The organism is Alteromonas sp. G5_S2_22_S1 (assembly GCF_054968525.1).
On the sequence record NZ_JBQKUJ010000006.1, the window covers coordinates 30146 to 48849 of the forward strand.

General features: G+C 46.2%; 18 protein-coding genes. 2 read left to right on the forward strand and 16 right to left on the reverse strand.

Annotation, left to right across the window (positions count from 1 at the left end):
* The first annotated feature begins 24 nt into the window (after positions 1–24).
* Together xseA and ACTRWF_RS08400 are read left to right on the forward strand one after the other, a co-directional pair.
* On the forward strand, positions 25–1377 hold the full coding sequence (gene xseA, locus ACTRWF_RS08395; protein ID WP_462835371.1) for an exodeoxyribonuclease VII large subunit: 1353 nt from the start codon (positions 25–27) through the stop codon (positions 1375–1377).
* 15 nt (positions 1378–1392) lie between these two features.
* On the forward strand, positions 1393–2643 hold the full coding sequence (locus tag ACTRWF_RS08400) for a hypothetical protein (RefSeq protein ID WP_020746277.1): 1251 nt from the start codon (positions 1393–1395) through the stop codon (positions 2641–2643).
* A 54-nt stretch (positions 2644–2697) separates the two neighbouring features.
* Here the strand turns inward: ACTRWF_RS08400 and ACTRWF_RS08405 are convergent, their stop codons facing one another.
* The 16 genes from ACTRWF_RS08405 to sufC form a co-directional block, all read right to left on the reverse strand.
* Positions 2698–2871 carry a hypothetical protein gene (locus ACTRWF_RS08405; RefSeq protein ID WP_020746278.1) on the reverse strand — a complete coding sequence of 58 codons (174 nt, stop codon included), beginning with the start codon at positions 2869–2871 and terminating at the stop codon, positions 2698–2700.
* Positions 2872–3339: 468 nt separating this feature from the next.
* Positions 3340–4785: a ribosome biogenesis GTPase Der gene (der, locus tag ACTRWF_RS08410; protein WP_012517547.1), complete on the reverse strand. Its 1446-nt coding sequence runs from the start codon at positions 4783–4785 to the stop codon at positions 3340–3342.
* Positions 4786–5094: 309 nt separating this feature from the next.
* Positions 5095–6354: an outer membrane protein assembly factor BamB gene (bamB, locus tag ACTRWF_RS08415; protein ID WP_012518994.1), complete on the reverse strand. Its 1260-nt coding sequence runs from the start codon at positions 6352–6354 to the stop codon at positions 5095–5097.
* A 44-nt stretch (positions 6355–6398) separates the two neighbouring features.
* Entirely contained in the window at positions 6399–7019 is a 621-nt protein-coding gene (locus tag ACTRWF_RS08420; RefSeq protein WP_012517545.1) for a YfgM family protein, read from the reverse strand.
* A gap of 12 nt (positions 7020–7031) precedes the next feature.
* Complete coding sequence (gene hisS / locus ACTRWF_RS08425; RefSeq protein WP_462835372.1) at positions 7032–8315, reverse strand: histidine--tRNA ligase; 1284 nt, start codon at positions 8313–8315, stop codon at positions 7032–7034.
* 83 nt (positions 8316–8398) lie between these two features.
* Positions 8399–9517, reverse strand: a complete 1119-nt coding sequence (ispG, locus tag ACTRWF_RS08430; protein WP_012518996.1) for a flavodoxin-dependent (E)-4-hydroxy-3-methylbut-2-enyl-diphosphate synthase — start codon at positions 9515–9517, stop codon at positions 8399–8401.
* Between the two features lie 8 nt (positions 9518–9525).
* A complete protein-coding gene (locus tag ACTRWF_RS08435; protein WP_462835373.1) occupies positions 9526–10578 on the reverse strand; it encodes a RodZ domain-containing protein in 1053 nt (350 codons plus the stop codon).
* A 6-nt stretch (positions 10579–10584) separates the two neighbouring features.
* On the reverse strand, positions 10585–11778 hold the full coding sequence (gene pilW / locus ACTRWF_RS08440) for a type IV pilus biogenesis/stability protein PilW (protein ID WP_462835374.1): 1194 nt from the start codon (positions 11776–11778) through the stop codon (positions 10585–10587).
* A gap of 24 nt (positions 11779–11802) precedes the next feature.
* Positions 11803–12921: a dual-specificity RNA methyltransferase RlmN gene (gene rlmN / locus ACTRWF_RS08445; RefSeq protein ID WP_012518999.1), complete on the reverse strand. Its 1119-nt coding sequence runs from the start codon at positions 12919–12921 to the stop codon at positions 11803–11805.
* A gap of 412 nt (positions 12922–13333) precedes the next feature.
* Positions 13334–13765, reverse strand: coding sequence for a nucleoside-diphosphate kinase (gene ndk / locus ACTRWF_RS08450; protein WP_012519000.1), 432 nt, complete (start codon positions 13763–13765; stop codon positions 13334–13336).
* A 279-nt stretch (positions 13766–14044) separates the two neighbouring features.
* Positions 14045–14455, reverse strand: a complete 411-nt coding sequence (locus ACTRWF_RS08455) for a SufE family protein (protein WP_012519001.1) — start codon at positions 14453–14455, stop codon at positions 14045–14047.
* Positions 14456–14522: 67 nt separating this feature from the next.
* Positions 14523–15056 (reverse strand): putative Fe-S cluster assembly protein SufT, encoded by a 534-nt coding sequence (gene sufT / locus ACTRWF_RS08460; RefSeq protein ID WP_020743950.1) that lies wholly within the window; start codon positions 15054–15056, stop codon positions 14523–14525.
* A gap of 51 nt (positions 15057–15107) precedes the next feature.
* Entirely contained in the window at positions 15108–15464 is a 357-nt protein-coding gene (locus ACTRWF_RS08465) for a HesB/IscA family protein (protein ID WP_012519003.1), read from the reverse strand.
* Positions 15465–15473: 9 nt separating this feature from the next.
* Positions 15474–16691, reverse strand: coding sequence for an aminotransferase class V-fold PLP-dependent enzyme (locus tag ACTRWF_RS08470; protein ID WP_012519004.1), 1218 nt, complete (start codon positions 16689–16691; stop codon positions 15474–15476).
* Entirely contained in the window at positions 16688–17944 is a 1257-nt protein-coding gene (gene sufD / locus ACTRWF_RS08475; protein ID WP_462835375.1) for a Fe-S cluster assembly protein SufD, read from the reverse strand. The genes ACTRWF_RS08470 and sufD overlap by 4 nt, the downstream gene beginning before the upstream one ends.
* Positions 17941–18702, reverse strand: coding sequence for a Fe-S cluster assembly ATPase SufC (gene sufC / locus ACTRWF_RS08480; protein WP_462835376.1), 762 nt, complete (start codon positions 18700–18702; stop codon positions 17941–17943). The genes sufD and sufC overlap by 4 nt, the downstream gene beginning before the upstream one ends.
* Between the last annotated feature and the right edge of the window lie 2 nt (positions 18703–18704).

Consider the following 18704-nt stretch of genomic DNA (forward strand, 5'->3'; position numbering starts at 1 on the left):
GTATTAAACCTTGTGATTTTTTTTATGTTTACAAATTCGCCATCTACCTCTCGACAAATTTTAACAGTTACTAAGCTAAATCGCCTCGCCAGAACCGTACTAGAGGGCGAAATTGGTCTTATTTGGCTATCTGCGGAAATATCAAACTTCGTGGCCGCCGCTTCAGGGCATTGGTACTTCACCCTGAAAGATAATAAAGCGCAAGTTCGCGCCGCCATGTTTAAAGGCGCTAATCGCAATGTACGCCTTCGCCCAAAAGAAGGCGATAAAATTTTAGTGCGCGCTTCGGTAGGACTATATGAAGCCCGCGGTGACTATCAACTTGTTGTTGAGCACATGGAAAGCGACGGTGAAGGTGCGCTTAAGCAAGCGTTTGAAGCATTAAAATTCAAGCTTAATAATGAAGGGCTATTTGATGCAACGAATAAGCGGCCACTGCCTGAACGTATAAATCGCATTGGAGTGATCACTTCATCAAGCGGCGCAGCGCTTCACGATGTCTTAAGCGTATTGAAACGCAGAAGTCCGCAAACTGAGGTTATTGTTTACCCATCTATGGTACAGGGTGAAGCCGCACCGCTTCAGCTAATTAATGCGCTGCGTAAAGCTAACCAACGTTCAGAGGTCGACGTGCTTCTACTCACCAGAGGCGGAGGCTCGCTGGAAGATTTATGGTGCTTTAACGATGAAAGCTTGGCCAGAGAAATAGCCGCCAGTCCCCTTCCCATCGTGAGCGCCGTTGGCCACGAAGTAGACTTTACCATTAGCGACTTTGTGGCTGATGTACGCTCTCCCACCCCATCTGCTGCGGCAGAAATTTTAAGTCAAGACTCTACAGCGCTCTATCAAACCATAAACCAGCAGAAGCAGCGTTTGGCCCGCGCGATGAACCATTGTATTCAGGCGAATAAGCAACAACTGACCCTTAAAAAGCAGCGCTTAGATGCTCTGCACCCGCAAAGTCGTATACAGTCTCAGTGGCAAACCTTAGACAGGTTACAGCTGTGCTTAGTACACGCAATGCAAAGGGATATGTCCACGGCGGAAAAGCGCGTTCATGCGCTTAACTACCGATTAAATCAACAATCGCCTGCGGCGCGTGTAGCCCGAGCGAAAGACAAACTTAGTTACGCAAACGCTAAGTTGATCGCTACTATGACTACCTTGCTCAAAAACAAGAAAAGTGAACTCGGTGGTTCCGTAACACTCTTACAATCTGTAAGCCCGCTCTCTACGTTGGCTCGAGGCTACAGCATTACCCTTACTGATAGCACTACGGTTAATAACGTTAGCAAGGTTAATGTAGGCGATGAGATAAAAACACGAGTGACTGATGGCGAAATAACCAGTACAGTGACAAATATTCAACGGCAATAGGTAGCCTTTAGTTTTATGCCCGTTAAGGTAAACCCGAATTCTTTTTTCACATTACACCGACGGGCGCTTTTTGCAGCACCCGTTATACAGGGGTTTGTGTTGCTTTTTACCCTGTATTTTTCCCTCTCACTTTTACCCAGTTTGGCCTGGGGAGCCGAAGTTAACCTACCGGTATCCGTTTTCTCTACCTATCCCAGCGACGCCCTGCAACAATCCTGTCAAACCCAACGCCAAATAGATGTTGAAACTAAAACGGTCACTTCTTTTAAACCTCAACATGAAAGTATTGATGGCTACGTCAATGAAAGTGCCTTATTTGCTAACAACGAATTATGTATCGAAGATGCCATATCCCCCGATGCCTTTATTGAGCAAATAATAAAATCTGGCGTTTTTACTAACCTTCGCCCTTTTGGCGAGGGTAACGACTACGAATTGCTTATAGCAAATGTCGGCCCAGCACCAAGTTCTACACATGATAATTTAATGCCAAAAGACGCTAAACAATATGCTGAATTTACAATACAGTGGCGCGGCATTGAAATAGACTCAGCGTCGTTTAGTGCGTCATTAAATAACGATACTAATAAAATAAAAAGTAAAAGGCAGGGTTCACAAGAAGGTATAGCTAACGCCCAACAACAAGCCCCACAAACACTTGTTTCAAAATGGCTTGACTATGCAGAACGTACGGGGCTATTCACAAGCCAATATTTATTTACCGCGCTAGAGGCAAGCAATTATGAAAGCGCGTTACAGGTACCTAGTGCGGTGGGTGAATTTACCAAATTAGCTACTCAGCTTTACGCTGACCCCTTTAGCGGCGCGATAACCCGTTATACGCATCCGGCATACGAAGATGCATTAATTGACGTTACCGTTTACCCCTTTTTAGAACAACTTACTCTCGACGAAAATGAGTTGCTGCCAAAGCAGTTAGAGGAAGACCTAAAGCGAGCCAAGAGTAACGCACAAATACAAAAACTCACCTTGTCCCAAGTAAAGCCCGCTGCTCGCTACGAGGTTAATAATCAAATTTTTGGATGGCGATTAGGCCTTAGCGCAACTTCTGAATCATCACCATCTATCTATGCCACCACCTACGTTTTTCGACGACAAGATAAAATTATTAAAGTATCTACCACTTTCCCGCCCGACTATTCCGACAATATAGTGGATAAACTCATTGTAAAAATAGAAGTACCAGAAGAATCTAAAATGATGAAAAACGTGCGCGCACTGCTGTTGCAGCGGCCTCAACAGTAAGTACATTTGCCATTGGGTAGCTTACATTGATATTCAGGCAATTAAGCGAGGTCGCTATTTCGCGGAAAGACGCTTGATAAAAGAGGTTTTAGGCGTTGCTTTTGGCTTCACATTATCGCTAAGTACATAAGTTTTTAACTGTTCTTTTGGTTTGTATCTGTCATACCAGTTATACACCTGGTTTTTTTGAAGTGATGAGGTGTGGTTATATGATTTCACTACTGACACAGTAACTCCCTAATGCTGCTTGCCAATGTCATTTATAAATGATGTTTATTGCTGTTTAGCAAGCCCTCGCCGTAGACAGAAGAACATGCGTAGCAACTAGGTAGTGCAAAAAGAACACCAGCATTCAATTAATTACGCATATTTCTACGCATGCGCTTTTCTATTGATAGCGCGCCCGGTACACGTCGTAAACATAAGTAATGAAGCCTCTCTTGCCTCGACTCGGCCCACCCATTCCTGCAAGGTTTACACGCGCCATGTAATTCGATACATCAAGACTTCGTGCCCTATATATCCTGCACGTACTGCTTAGGAGGCTGGAATAAGCGAAATACCCATCAAAGGCAAAAAGGTTTAGATTATGTGGAGTTTTACTCACAATATAGCGAGGGGCGGCAGCTTAAAAGCACGCAAATAAAGGAAGGGGTTGCTACCTAGATACAACTAGGTAGCTATTTAAATCGACGCTTACTTTTTCTCTTTGTAGTAAGACATCATACGACGGCGCTTGCGCTGCTGCGCCAAAGTAAGGTTGTTCTTTTTACCTTCAAAAGGGTTGTTACCCTCTCTGAACTCAATCTTGATAGGCGTGCCCATTATTTCTAACGCTTTTCTGAAGTAGTTCATTAAGAAGCGTTTATACGAGCTCGGTAAATCATCTACCTGATTACCATGAATAACGATAACAGGTGGGTTGTACCCGCCTGCATGAGCGTATTTCATTTTCACCCTGCGACCGCGCACAAGTGGCGGTTGGTGGTCATCTTGCGCCATTTCCATAATTTGAGTAAGCAGCGCAGTATTAATACGCTTCGTCGCGCTCATGTAAGCTTCTTGTACCGACTCAAATAAGTTTCCAACGCCTGAACCGTGCAAAGCAGAAATAAAGTGAATACGCGCGAAGTCTATAAAGCCTAGACGACGGTCCATCTCGCGCTTTATATCATCTTTAATATCGGTACTTAACCCATCCCACTTATTTACCGCCACCACCAGTGAGCGTCCAGAATTGAGTACAAAACCCAATAAACTCAAATCTTGATCGGTGATGCCTTCTCTTGCATCGATAACCAGCAGCACGACGTTGGCTTCTTCGATAGCCTGTAGCGTTTTTACAATCGAGAATTTTTCTACCGCTTCGCTGATTTTTTTACGCTTTCTAACACCTGCGGTGTCAATCAAAATATATTCTCGTTCGTCCCTTTCCATTGGGATGTAAACGCTGTCGCGTGTGGTACCAGGCATGTCGTAAACGACCACCCGCTCTTCACCAAGAATACGGTTTGTTAACGTAGACTTACCCACATTTGGCTTACCCACAATAGCCAGTTTAATAGGCAACTCTTGTAAGCGCTGACGCTGACTTTCTGCATCTTCCTCTTCTTCAGGCGCTTCGTCGATGATCTCCATATCAGGGAAGTCTGACTCAAGGGGTTTTAGCGCATCTTGCAGTAACTGGCTAACACCGCGACCATGTGCCGCAGCAATTTGCTTTATTGCACCAAGTCCGAGGGAGTAAAACTCTGCACTTTCACTGTCACCGTCAATACCGTCAACTTTGTTAGCAACGACAAAGATCTGTTTATTAATACGGCGTAAGTGATCGGCAATACCTTGATCTGCAGGAAGTAAACCCGCTCGTGCGTCAACCAAAAACAGTACGACGTCTGCTTCTTCTATGGCTAAAAGCGACTGCTGTGCCATTTCTGCATCAATGCCCTCTTCGTCGCCTGTAATACCGCCGGTATCCACTACAATAAACTGACGCTTTTCAAATTTCGCTTGGCCGTATTTACGGTCACGAGTTAGCCCCGGATAGTCAGCAACAAGTGCGTCACGGGTATTTGTAAGGCGATTAAACAAGGTTGACTTACCTACATTCGGGCGGCCAACCAAAGCAACAACGGGTAACATTTATCAGATCCTAAGGGTCATGAAAGCTAAAAAAGCACAAGCCACACACCAAATACAACTAACTTGGTTTTGAGATTGCGTCTCTAAATACGTGGTGTTTTACAAGAGGCTTTTGAGAATGGCCGCATTATACCTTGTTCACTACCTAATACCAATGCAGTTCGCTGCGAGTTTAATCGTGAGCCTTTCGAGAATGCCTAGGGGTTATTTAATCGGTTGATGGGTTTTCGCCCGCCAAAAGAAAAGGCGCTTCAAGTATGCCTTGAAGCGCCTTCGTTAAGCTTATTTACTGTAGCGTATCTACATCGATTAGTTAGGTACTTGTACCGATGCCACTACACCATTTCGCGTAACAGCAACAACACTGTCGTCAACTTTTAGCGGTGCTGCGAAAATAGCGTCGTCTTCGTCATCGCCACCCACATCCAGTCGCGCTACCACTTCGCCAGTTTCTTGCTCAATCCAATGCAAGAAGCCCCAGTTGTCGCCAACCACAATGTGATCGCCAACCGGTGTAGCCGCAGTTAATGAGCGCTTCTTGAGCAAACCCTGAGACCATAGCTCTACGCCATTTCGTCTATCCAGCGCGTATACATTTGAGTTGTTATCAACAACAAAAATCTTATTGCCGTCGATGTTCAAGTTACGAAACGATGCGTATTCACGCTTCCAAATAACCCGGCCCGAGCGCAATTCAACGGCTGCTAGCGTGCCGTTATACGAAACCGTGTAAACTGTTCCACCAAATAAAACAGGTGTTGTATCAATATCGACAATACGCTCAAGTTCTGTTGCACCTGATGGTGTTGCTATAACCGTTTCCCACGCCAACACACCGGTTTCGATAAGGTTTACCTGAATTTTTCCGGTGGGTGTTCCAACTATGACACCACCGTTTGAGGCGATAGGACCTGAAATACCACGAAGTGTTAACGGGGGCGTGTCACCTTCATGTCTCCACACCTCTTCGCCAGTACGGGTATTGAAGCCAAAAAGGCTACCTGCACCTGTGTTTACCACAAGGATACCCTCATCGGCAGCTGGCGCCGCTAAGATTTCACCTGGCACGGTTGCATCCCACGCCAGTTCGCCGGTTTCTGCGTCCATCGCGGCGATATAGCCATTTTCAGTACCAATAAATACGTGTCTATCTGCTACTGAAATACCACCGATCCGTGCTGTTTCACCGCTGCGCCATAATTTGGTTACTGCGCTCATCATGCTTTCAGAGCGAAATTGCGCGAAATCTTTTTCCCACAACACTTTACCCGTTTCCGGCTCCATCGCCACTACTGCGCCGTGACGGTCTGCTGCGTAAAGCTTATTATAAGCATAGACAGGACGAAGGCGAGAAAAGTAATGATCAACACCATCACCAATATCACGCTCCCAAGCCAGCGTTGGAGAGAATTTGGCTTCAATTGGTTTTAAACGACGAATTTCGATTTCTTCTTCGTCAGCAAACCAGTCTGAAATTGTAGAGCAGCCAGACATTGTGATAGACACTGCTAATGCCATACCTATCGTGCGAGCAAATCGACCTTTACGGCCACACGTGTTGTGAAACAAATTGCGTACCTCTTTATTTTTTATACCAGCCCAAAGGCTAACGCTTACTGAGATGCTGAAACCGATAAGTTATCTAGCTTCATTTGTAAAAGCGGGTTATTGGCATTTTTTTCTAACGCATTTGAATAAGCTAAACGAGCATCATCAAACTTACCTTGTTTTTGATACACATCGCCTTTTAATTCAGAAATCTCTGCTGAAAATGCGTCGTTAGTTACGTTGCTAAGCGTAGACAACGCCGCGTCCAGCTGGTTCATTTCAATTTGCACTCGAGACAAACGAAGTGACGCAAGTACCTTAAGCTCGTCATTTTCAGCAAAGGTGACTACGCTATTTAAATGAGACGCAGCGGCATCTAAATCGCCGGCGTCTACTGCTTGTTTCGCGGCAAGAAGACCGGCAATGCTGGCATAGCCACTGTCTTTGTTTTCTTCAATGAACGCATTCACTTTAGCATCGCTACCTTCGCTTCCGAAGGTTTCAACCGCATTTTGATAAGCAACTGATGCTGCTTCTTTGCTCTCAATTTGTGTTTCTGAATAGTAGCGCCAGCCCCAAAGGCCGCCTAAACCTAGCGCTGCGCCCACAATGATGGCAGTACCGTGCTCTTTCCAAAAACGCTTTATCGCTTCTACTTGTTGTTCTTCTGTTGCGAACTGTTCCATGATGTCCTCTTCTTATTTTGCGCTCAGCATCTCAGCAACCTTATCCGCTAAGGTGTCAAAGCTTACTGTAACTTGTTCTTGACCGTCGCGTAGTGGTTTTACACCCACTTCACGAGACTGCATTTCGTCACTACCTAACAACAGCGCCAAACGTGCACCGGTTTTGTCTGCACGCTTCAATTGCTTTTTAAAGTTGCCGCCACCGCAGTGCATCATAATGCGGATATTAGGCAGCGCGTTACGAAGCGCTTCTGACACTTCTATGGCATAAGGCTGGGCATCGTCACCCATAGCTGTCACGTAAACATCGGCAAAGCTTGTATCTTGGCCTTCTTCGGTTAGCGTAGTCAGTAACAGTACCAAACGTTCAATACCCATGGCAAAACCAACCGCTGGAGTCGCTTTACCACCTAACTGTTCGACTAGACCATCATAACGACCGCCAGCACACACTGTGCCCTGCGCACCCAAGCTATCGGTTACCCATTCAAACACTGTTCTGTTGTAGTAGTCTAACCCACGCACTAAGCGCGGGTTAATTTCAAATTCGATACCGGCTTGTGTAAGTCGCGCACACAATGTGTCGAAATGTGCCTTAGACTCATCATCTAAGTGGTCGATAAGGGCCGGCGCGTCTGCAATGGCAGCCTGAACATCTGAGTTCTTCGAATCAAGCACGCGAAGCGGGTTGGTTTCAAGGCGACGCAGCGAATCTTCATCAAGCTGGTCAGCTCTTTCCTTTAAAAACGCCACAAGAGTATCGCGGTACGCCGCACGTGCCTCGTTCGAGCCTAGCGTGTTGATTTGTAGTTTTACATGCTGCTCTATGCCAAAGGATTTCCAGAAGCGTGCACTAAGGAGGATCACTTCTAAATCTATGTCAGGTCCATCCATGCCATAGGTTTCAACGCCAAATTGGTGAAACTGGCGATAGCGACCTTTTTGTGGGCGCTCGTGGCGAAACATTGGGCCCATGTACCATAGTCGCTGTTGCTGGTTATACAGTAACCCATGCTCGTTACCCGCACGCACGCAACTTGCTGTACCCTCTGGACGCAGCGTCAAGCTATCGCCATTTCTATCTTCAAAGGTATACATTTCCTTTTCAACGATATCGGTAACTTCACCAATAGAGCGCTTAAATAGATCGGTGCTTTCAACGATGGGGGTGCGTATTTCCTGGTAGCCATAACTCGCCACAACCTGACGAAGTACAGATTCTACCTTTTGCCATGTGCCGGAAATCTCCGGTAGGCAGTCATTCATGCCTCGAATTGCCTGAATAGTCTTAGCCACGTGAAATTCTCATACTGCTAAATAGTGAAAAGCCCCGCATTATAGGGGCTTTGGGAGTAAACAACAACGAACAAAAAGGTCTCTTAGTCTTTCACCGAAACCTGAATTTTATTTTGCTCGCTTAGGCGCGCTGCTTTAGCACGGATTTTCGCTTCTAGCTTGTCAACGAGATCGTCATTTGGAAGGCGCTCTTTAACCCGTTTCCCGTCCTCGTAAAGGCCGCTCATATTGCGTGCGCCGGTAAGCCCTAAGTCTGATACTTCAGCTTCCCCAGGGCCGTTAACCACACACCCGATAATGGAAACATCCATTGGGGTTAGAATATCTTCTAGCCTCTGCTCTAACGCGTTTACCGTGCCGATAACGTCAAACTCTTGTCTTGAGCAGCTAGGGCATGCAATAAAGTTGATACCGCGAGAGCGAATGCGCAGCGACTTTAAGATATCGAAGCCAACTTTGATTTCTTCGACCGGGTCAGCAGCAAGTGAAACACGTACTGTATCACCTATGCCTTCGGCCAGAAGCATACCCAAACCGACGGCACTTTTAACCGCCCCAGCTCGTTGCCCTCCGGCTTCGGTAATACCTAAATGAAGGGGTTGGTCGATTTTTTGTGCCAATAAGCGATAGGCGCCAACAGCCAAAAATACATCAGAAGCTTTAACACTGACTTTGAACTGGTCAAAATTGAGTTTATCTAGAATATCTACATGGCGCATGGCTGACTCAACCAGCGCTTCTGGCGTGGGCTCACCATACTTTTCTTGTAAGTCTTTCTCTAGCGATCCGCCATTAACACCAATCCGAATAGGAATATTTTTGTCTTTCGCGCAGTCAACCACAGACCGAATGCGCTCCATATTGCCAATGTTGCCCGGGTTTATGCGCAAGCAGTCTACGCCGTACTCTGCCACTTTCAGGGCTATACGATAGTCAAAGTGAATATCGGCGACCAAGGGTACGCTTACCTGCTTCTTTATTTCCTTGAATGCTTCTGCCGCTTCCATGGTAGGTACAGATACACGAACTATCTCACCACCGACAGCTACAATTCGGTTTATCTGATCTACTGTCGCTGCCACATCTGTGGTGCGAGTATTTGTCATGGATTGAACAGCAATGGGAGCACCATCGCCAATGGGAACATTACCTACATTAATACGCGTAGACTTTCTGCGTTTAATAGGGCTTTCTGCAAACATCTAATTACCTATAAAGGAAGTGCGAACCGAGCTGTTTTACCATTTTGGTATGAAGAAATATCAACAGACTCGCCGTTAACTGATATGCGCACATTATCCGGTGCACCGAGCGTAACTTCAACAGGAGGTACGCCTTGAATTTCCATAACGCGCCCTTTTTGCTTAACCCCATAGGCTATTGCTTCACCAGACGCGTCTTTAATATTTACCCAGCAATCATCGTCAAAGGTAAAAGTCATTGAGATAGGTGCTGCACTACTTTGTGTATTGATTTTCAGGCCAGACTGTTGAGCTTCATTGTCGCCGCTAACTAGCGCCGTTAGATTATTGCTATCATCGACGGTTGTATCTGGGGCCGAGATAGCCCCATCGTTTAAACTACCGTCTTGAGCAAAGTCATCATCTTGTGGGCCGGTGTCTTCGCCAGATTGCGACTCGCCCACTTCAGCGCTACGCGACGTTAACGTGTCATTACCTAAGGTTGATGCTTGCGAGGCAGTATTGTCTGATGAAATACGCTTTTCGGCCTGTGAACTACTCGTTCCACGTTCGGTTGATGAAATAGGCGTATTAGCAGCTTCACGCTTGACCGCTTCGGTAAGGGGTAACTCGGCAACAGACTCGTCATTAGGTTGTTGATACCACCAGACCACTACACCGGCTATAATAAGAAGCAGAATAATGTAAGTAACCATCATCCATCTGTCATCGTGTGTCTGTTTTGCGACACGCTTTGAAAAACTTTGTAGCTTTTCAGAAGACGGAACAGATGTTTGGTTGTGAAACCGCTCAAACGCTTCAATAACCTCATGAGAATTCATGCCTAATTGCTTAGCATAATTTCTTACGTATCCCTTCGTAAACGTAACCGACGATTTCTCATCAATAACGTCACTTTCTAAATCATTGATTTGAAATGATTTTAGAAATAATTTATCGGCAATGTCTTGTTGGGACAAACCTAGCGTTTCACGGCGCGCTTTTAGCATTGCCCCCGGGCTTGGCGTATTTTCTTGTTGTTGCGAAGTTACTTCTTGATTCGCTTTTTCTTCTGACACCATTAAACCTTATTCCTCCTGCATATTCGGTGGTACTAACCAAAGCGTCTGACCAGCAATAATAGCGCCAGTATTTTCTAGGTTATTCCACTTTAGCAGTGTCGCCATTTTGATATTGTGCAATAAAGAAATACGATATAAGTTTTCACCTTCTTTTACTACATGGAATTTGTCACTTTGCTCAGATAATTCAATATTTTGCTTTTGTTCGTTATCTGAAGGGGATGTTGAAGTTGTGGTTTGCTCATCGTCATTGGGCTCAACACGCTGGCTTTGCTCCCCCGCATCATCAAGTTCTGCCTCTGAAGTGGTTGATTGCTCTGCCTTTTCGCCCTGTTTTTGCTTTTCCACTTGAGCGTCCGCCTGCTGGCTTTCTACTTCGTTGACAGGCGAAGACTTAACAGTTCTAACGACCCTATTTTGCAAACTATCTCGTTGAACAAGGTAGCGTTTCGTCAGTTCACTTTCGGGAAACACCGAAACCATCATTTCGCCATAGTCGCTAGCCGCTTCAAGATCCCCTTGGCCTTTGGCAACTTCATACGCTAACCATAAATAGTCAGGTGTGATTTTTGCGACGCGCTCGTATTTACTCAATGAAGACTCAGCAAGGCCCCACTGCTCAGACACAGCGTAGAGCTCGCTTAATAGAAAGAGGGTTTTTCCTCGGGCTGGTTGGTGTTTCAAGGCGTCTTGAAGGTAGCCTATCGCCTCATCCACTTTTCCTTGGCTTTGTGCACATAGCGCAAGGTTTTCGTAAGTTTGCGCTGCATTTGCATAAAGGCGGTTGTTGATAGCATCAAAGAAATAGGCTTTAGCTTTATCGTATTCCCCGTTTTGACACTTAAACGCACCATAGCTGTTTGCAATGTCACCATTCTCAGGCGCTAAGTCTATCGCTGTTTTGTAGAACTCTTCGGCACGGCGGTTGTCGCCTACTAGTTGATAGTAGTAGGCCATGGCAAACTGAACATCGGCAGAGCGAGGGTCAAAAGCCAGCGCTTTGTCTAAATTCTTTTTCGCTTGCGTGTAGTTGTTATTTTGAAGGTAGGTAAGACCAAGGGACGTTCTCGTTTTAGCGGCTTCCTCATGATCGAAGTTGCCCCCGTATAAATCAGACTGGCTGTTGCTCACACAGCCAGTCACCATTATAACAGCACTCAATAAACTAACCCGAAGTGAAGTACGCAATCCCGCAACCATAGTCTTACCCTATTATCTTAATGATTATTGGGCCATTTTTACCGAAATCGCTTCGCCCTTCACCTGTTTTTTTAACAATCTTTTCGTTCTATCAACTACATCGCCTACTAATTGACCGCACGCAGCATCAATATCATCGCCGCGGGTCTTGCGAACAACCGTGGTAAACCCGTATTCCATAAGCACTTTCGAGAATCTATCGATACGGGAGTTACTCGAGCAGGTGTATGGTGACCCCGGGTATGGGTTGAACGGTATTAAATTAATTTTACTCGGCGTATCTTTTAATACTTTCGCCAGCTGGTGCGCTTGTTCAGTACTGTCGTTGATATTTGAAAGCATCACGTACTCAACCGTTACACGGCCCTGGTTTGCCTTTGATTTCGCTAGATAACGACGTACGCCTGCTAAGAATGCTTCTATATTGTATTTCTTATTAACCGGCACGATTTCGTTGCGTAGTTCATCCGTTGGCGCGTGAAGCGATATCGCAAGGGCTACATCTATTTGGTCGCCCAGCATATCAAGCGCTGGCACCACGCCAGAGGTACTTAACGTTACGCGACGTTTAGACAAACCAAACCCAAAATCATCTAGCATGATATCCATAGCCGGTACAACGTTTTTAAGGTTAAGTAATGGCTCACCCATGCCCATCATTACTACGTTGGTGATTGGGCGTTTACTTGAGTCTTTCGACAGACCAAGGAATGTAGCAACACGCCATACCTGACCAATAATTTCGCTGACGCTAAGGTTTCGATTAAACCCCTGCTGCGCCGTCGAGCAGAACGTACACTCTAGTGCACAACCTACTTGTGATGAGACACACAAGGTTGCGCGATCGGTTTCGGGGATCCACACCGATTCCACTTCCTGTCCACCTTCAAGGGTCAATGCGAACTTGATAGTACCGTCACTGGCTTCTTGAAAATACGCAATTTCAGGTGCTTTAATTTCACAGTTCTCAATAAGCATGGCACGAAGGTTTTTATTGAGGTTACTCATTTCCTCGAAATCGCTAACACCGTGCTGGTAAATCCATTTCATTACCTGATCGGCACGAAACGGCTTCTCGCCCATTTCCTTGAAGAAATTGCGCAAGCCTTCGCGATTTAGGTTTAATAAGTTAGTTTTTGCCATGAATAAGATGACCCTTTTACCTTCGAGGGTTCCCCCTCTTACTGCTGAAATTGATGTAATAACCAGCGTTCTGACTACCTAATGAGCAGAGGACGTGCGCTGATTAAAATTTGCGCGGATTCTACCACAGATGAGAAATGAGAAAAAGTCGATTTAGCGCAGAGTATGGTTAAGATTGCCGTGCCAGCGAGGTTGCTTCCACTTGGCAAATAGATGGTACCCCCAAGCACCTTAGTTAGTGATTTTCGTTGTTACTTTCAAGCGCGGCTTCAAGCGCAGCTGTGAAAAAAGCGAATAGGTGAAGAGAAGATGAGGGTAAGCGACGATTTAATTAGGCTGTAAGAAACCGTTGCAAACGCCGAAAACAAAAAAACGAGGCGCTAAGGCCTCGTTTTTTCCTACCAGCGTATTCTTAGCGAGTACGTGGGCAGATTTCTTCTTCAGAGAAGAAGTAAGCAATTTCGCGTGCTGCTGACTCAGGCGCGTCAGAACCGTGAACTGCGTTTTCGTCGATTGACGCAGCGTAGTCTGAACGTAATGTACCTGCAGCTGCATCAGCTGGGTTAGTTGCGCCCATGATTTCACGGTTAGCTAGAACAGCATTTTCGCCTTCTAGTACTTGAACCATAACTGGACCAGACGTCATGAAGTCAACAAGTGCGCCGAAGAAAGGACGCTCTTTGTGTTCTGCATAAAAGCCTTCTGCTTGCTCTTTGCTCATGTGGATCATCTTAGATGCCACAATGCGAAGACCTGCAGATTCGAAACGGTTGTAAATTGCACCGATAACGTTTTTAGCTACCGCATCAGGCTTGATAATCGAAAAAGTACGCTCAAGAGCCATGTTATCTCTCCAAACAAATAATAGTGTATGTATCTTAAAATTTTGGCCGCGAATTATAGGCAATAAATAGCAGCTTGACCAGAGCCTTTATCAAATCAGGCTTAACGCATTGTTTTTACTTGCAAATGTAATATCAGAATAGCGCACTAGCTATGACAATATGATGACAACGTATACATTATTTTGCGAAGGCAGATGTTCAGTTGCAACACAACCTGCCCTATCAACTCAGCGACGACCGAATAAAACGATGTCGGAAAAGCGATGAGCCACCAAATACTAAGCGTTAGCTTTGGCTAGTTCTTGGATTTTACCCACAATAGCACGCAAGCCATTACCCCGCGTTGGGGTAATATGACGCTCCAGATCTAACGCTTCGAAGTACCCATCGATATCAAACGCTACGATATCTGCTGGGGTTTTATCGTTGTAGGCGGCAAGCACTAATGCTAATAAACCTTGAACGATAACCGCGTCGCTATCTACGTCAAAGGTAATTTTGTTCCCGTCATAGGACTCGATTAACCATACACTGCTTTGACAGCCTTTCACTAGGCGCTCAGGGGTTTTCGCGTCTTCGGGTAAACCTGGAATAGATTTGCCTAAGTCAATGATGTACTGATATCGCTGTTCCCAATCGTCGAAGAACGCTAAATCATCAATAATCTCTTCACTACTTGGTAATTGCATTTCTATTTCCGCTTTTAAAATCTGTAATAAGGTTAAACGACAAGGCGATAAACGATGGCTAGTGTGCTTAGAAGAAAAGGCCCGCTTCAAGCTGCGCTTCTTCACTCATCATGTCTCGTGACCATGCTGGGTCGAACACTAGCTCAACATTGACGTTTTTCACATGGGGCACCATGGCTACACGATACTCCACGTCACCGACCAGAACCGGTCCCATGCCACAACCCGGTGCGGTAAGCGTCATATCAATATTGACGTCACCGGATGCTTGATCAATTTCGACTTTATATATAAGCCCCAATGAAACCAGATTAATTGGAATTTCGGGGTCAAAAATAGTCTCTAAGGCATCCCACACTTGCTGTTCGCTGATGTTACCATCTTCTGGCGCATCAAAGGTCAATGTCATCGCTTTGCGACCGATAGCGCCCGCGTCAGTACCGTCAATGCGGTACATATTACCGCGCCACGTTACCGTGTAGTTACCACCGAGCTCTTGGGTGATATTCACAAACTCGCCTTCAGGGATAACAGTTGGGTTACCCGCTGGCACCAAACGCGCTTTACAATCGCGCTCGGTGGTCACCATTTTTTGTTTCATAAACGACTTAGTACTCTTTAATTCTACAACTGAAGTGCTTTTGCGCGGCAATTAACCTACGTTAAAACTCTCGCCACACCCACATTCATCAACAACATTTGGGTTGTTGTACTTGATAATGCCGTTTACGCCTTCCATAACATAGTCAATCTCGGTGTTACGCAAAAGATCGGTTGCATCTGCGGCAACCGCTACATTAACAAGGGGAGAAATTTCAATAATTTCATCATCTGCTTGGGCGCTGTCAGCGAAATCAAGCACGTAAGCATAGCCCGTACAGCCGCTTACTTTTGTTGATAAACGAATTAACTGACCAGGCTTGTCTTTAAGCTTACTTTCGAAATGCTTAACGGCACTGTCAGTTAGCGTAATGAGTTTTGTACTAGGTACAAACGTTTCAACACTCATAATGCCTCCTTAGGCCAACATCATTTTTGCTTTTTTAAGCGCAGCAAATAAGCTGTCTACTTCTTCAAGCGTATTGTAAATTGAAAACGACGCACGAGCGGTACCCGGTATGCCGAATCGCTTCATCAGTGGTTGCGCACAGTTATCACCTGTGCGAATAGCCACGCCTTGTCTATCTAAAATAAAGCCCACATCGGCTGGATGCGCACCTTCAAGCAAAAAGCTTAACACGCCAACCTTGTTTGGTGCTGTACCAATAATACGCATCCCTTCAAAGGCTTCAGCCTGCTCGGTGGCATAGGCCAGCAGCTTTTGCTCATGTTCGTGTAATGCGTTTACATCAAGGGCGCTAAACCAGTCAACTGCCGCCCCCATTCCGATAGCGCCGGCGATATTTGGTGTACCGGCTTCTAAGCGGTTAGGTAAAGAGCCCCACGTGGCTTCATGATAGGTGACATCCTTGATCATCTCGCCACCAACCTGCCATACTGGCCAGGTTTCTAGGACCTCTTTTTTACCCCACAAGCAGCCAATGCCTGTTGGGCCAAAAAGCTTATGCCCTGAAAATGCGTAAAAGTCGCAGCCGATGTCTTGTACGTCTACACCGCCATGGGCTATACCCTGCGCACCATCAACCAAAACCCAGGCCCCTACTGCTTTGGCTTTTTGCGTTAGCAGTTTAATTGGGTTTACCGTTCCCAAGGCATTTGACACGTGCGGGAAGGCGACCATTTTGGTGTTACTTGAAAGCAGTCTATCAAAGGCTTCTACATCAAGCTCACCAGTATCGAAAATAGGTACAATGTTGAGCGTAGCGCCAGCGCGACGACAGGCCTGTTGCCACGTAACCAAGTTAGCATGGTGCTCAAGCTCGGTGACCATCACTTCATCACCTTCACCGAGAAGCTGACCTAGGCCATTGGCCACGATGTTAATGGCCTCAGTGGTACCCGACGTCCAAATAACTTCTTCGCGGGCGTTGGCATTAATGAAACTCGCGACGCTGCTACGTGCATTTTCATATCGACGGGTGGCTTCATCAGACAAGTGATGAGCACCGCGATGCACGTTCGCGTTCGTGCCCGTATAAAAGTCTACCAACGCGTCTATTACCGCTTGTGGTTTTTGCGTGGTCGCTGCGTTATCTAGGTAGACTAGCGGTTTGCCGTCTACCGTCTTTGATAAAATAGGAAACTGGGCACGAAGTGCTGCAACGTCTAGGCTCATTTCACCTCCATTTGGGCGAAGCGTTCACTTAACAGTGGCGCAAGCCATTCACGGATTGCCCCATTTGGTACATCGTTTATCAGCTCTTGAATGAAGCCGAAGTTAAGCATAACAAGTGCTTTACTACGCGGAATGCCACGAGTCAGCATGTAGTACAAGGCTTCTTCTTCAATTTCAGCTACGGTTGCTCCGTGGGCACACTTTACGTCATCTGCGTAAATTTCAAGCTCAGGCTTGGTATTAATTACGCCGCGGCGTGACAATAACAAATTGCGGTTGTTCAGTTCAGCCAGCGTTTTCTGTGCGTCTCGGTGAATATGAATACGACCGTTAAACACAGCGCGCGCTTTATCACCCACAATACCGCGCGCATTTTCCTCGGTAGTACCGTTAGGCATAGCGTGCTCAATGGTAGAGTGCAGGTCGAACAACTCGCCTTCTGCCAACAAATAAACAGCATTCATTTTCGCGTCAGCAAACTCGCCCGCATGGTGAATGTCTACGTCTAAGCGCGACAGTTCGCTGCCATAACCCACCATGGTGCTATTGAGCGTGGTGCGGTTGTGTAGCTTGAAGTGGCTACCGCCTAGTTGCTTTGCTTTGCCAGTAAACATAGCGAAACGATAGTGCTCTAGATGAGCATCATCCGCCAAATCGTATTCAGCAAACGCCGTGGTTAAGCTTTCAGTATCACCAAAGCCTTGCTCGATAACAGTGGCGCTTGCGCCTTCTGCTACTTTTACTACCACGCGCGTGTGGGCATCTACATTTTGCGACGCCATGTTCACAATGCGCACTGGTGTGTCGATTTTCACGCCTGCTTCAACATTAATAAAAATACCATGTTGGCATAGCGCATCGTTTACCAAACCAAACATATGACGGCTAGGCTTAACTTTGCCATACACGCTGCTAATCGCCTGTTGCGTAGCAGCATCATCACTGTTTAGTGACGTAATACTCATGCCAGCTGGCACATCAAGCGTATTAACCTGTGTAACCAGCACGCCATCGACAAAAACAAGATCGATAGCATTTAAATTATCAATAGCCGGTACTGGCAAGTTGTCAGCTTGAACTGCTTGCTTTGCTTCACGCTTTTCAATTGGCGTAAGCGGCGTAAAGCGCCAGCTTTCGTTTCTGCGCGCTGGCCAGCCGTCGGCTTTTAGTTGTGCTAAGGCCTGTTGACGCACGGGCGATAGATAATCGTCGCGCTGTGCTGTATCAATGACCTGTTCTAGCCATTGACTCATGCCTCGGCCTCCTCATACGCCTTACCTAGGAAAGCGTAACCACTCTTTTCAACTTCTAGTGCCAGTGACGCATCACCACTTTTCACAATTTTACCGTCGGCAAGAATGTGTACAAAGTCAGGCTTGATGTAGTCGAGAAGACGCTGGTAGTGGGTAACAACAATGAAGCTACGCTCACCGTCGCGCTGGCTGTTTACGCCATCGGCAACCACTTGTAGTGCATCAACGTCAAGGCCAGAGTCTGATTCGTCCAGAATACAAAGCTTTGGCTCAAGCAAAATCATTTGCATGATTTCGTTACGTTTTTTCTCACCACCAGAGAAGCCTTCGTTAACGCCACGCTTTAAGAAATCCAGGGGAAGTTGAACTTGCTTACAGGCTTCTTTCGCTTTTTTAAGAAACTCAGCAGCCGTCAGTGGCGCTTCGCCGCGCTCTTCACGCATGGCGTTAACCGACTCTTTCATAAATTCCATGTTGCTTACGCCAGGAATTTCAACTGGGTACTGAAACGCTAAAAACAGGCCTTCTCGAGCGCGCTCTTCAACGTCAAGCTCAAGTAAGTCTTTACCGTTAAGCGTGGCTTCACCATCACTCACTTCGTAGCCATCACGGCCAGATAGTACGTAACCTAGTGTACTTTTACCGGCACCGTTGGGGCCCATGATAGCGTGTACTTCACCAGGTTTAACTTCAAGGTTAAGACCTTTAATGATGTTTTTCTTTTCCACGCTGGCATGTAAATTCTTGATACTAAGCATTG

Coding starts and splice junctions, on each gene's coding strand:
- xseA (WP_462835371.1), top strand. CDS start 25: ATGTTTACAAATTCGCCATCTACCTCTCGACAAATTTTAACAGTTACT.
- ACTRWF_RS08420 (WP_012517545.1), bottom strand. CDS start 7,019: ATGGAACAGTTCGCAACAGAAGAACAACAAGTAGAAGCGATAAAGCGT.
- sufT (WP_020743950.1), bottom strand. CDS start 15,056: ATGAAACAAAAAATGGTGACCACCGAGCGCGATTGTAAAGCGCGTTTG.
- rlmN (WP_012518999.1), bottom strand. CDS start 12,921: ATGGCAAAAACTAACTTATTAAACCTAAATCGCGAAGGCTTGCGCAAT.
- ACTRWF_RS08455 (WP_012519001.1), bottom strand. CDS start 14,455: ATGCAATTACCAAGTAGTGAAGAGATTATTGATGATTTAGCGTTCTTC.
- ACTRWF_RS08435 (WP_462835373.1), bottom strand. CDS start 10,578: ATGGTGTCAGAAGAAAAAGCGAATCAAGAAGTAACTTCGCAACAACAA.
- sufC (WP_462835376.1), bottom strand. CDS start 18,702: ATGCTTAGTATCAAGAATTTACATGCCAGCGTGGAAAAGAAAAACATC.
- ACTRWF_RS08465 (WP_012519003.1), bottom strand. CDS start 15,464: ATGAGTGTTGAAACGTTTGTACCTAGTACAAAACTCATTACGCTAACT.
- sufD (WP_462835375.1), bottom strand. CDS start 17,944: ATGAGTCAATGGCTAGAACAGGTCATTGATACAGCACAGCGCGACGAT.
- pilW (WP_462835374.1), bottom strand. CDS start 11,778: ATGGTTGCGGGATTGCGTACTTCACTTCGGGTTAGTTTATTGAGTGCT.
- ispG (WP_012518996.1), bottom strand. CDS start 9,517: ATGTTTGCAGAAAGCCCTATTAAACGCAGAAAGTCTACGCGTATTAAT.
- der (WP_012517547.1), bottom strand. CDS start 4,785: ATGTTACCCGTTGTTGCTTTGGTTGGCCGCCCGAATGTAGGTAAGTCA.
- ndk (WP_012519000.1), bottom strand. CDS start 13,765: ATGGCTCTTGAGCGTACTTTTTCGATTATCAAGCCTGATGCGGTAGCT.
- ACTRWF_RS08400 (WP_020746277.1), top strand. CDS start 1,393: ATGCCCGTTAAGGTAAACCCGAATTCTTTTTTCACATTACACCGACGG.
- ACTRWF_RS08470 (WP_012519004.1), bottom strand. CDS start 16,691: ATGAGCCTAGACGTTGCAGCACTTCGTGCCCAGTTTCCTATTTTATCA.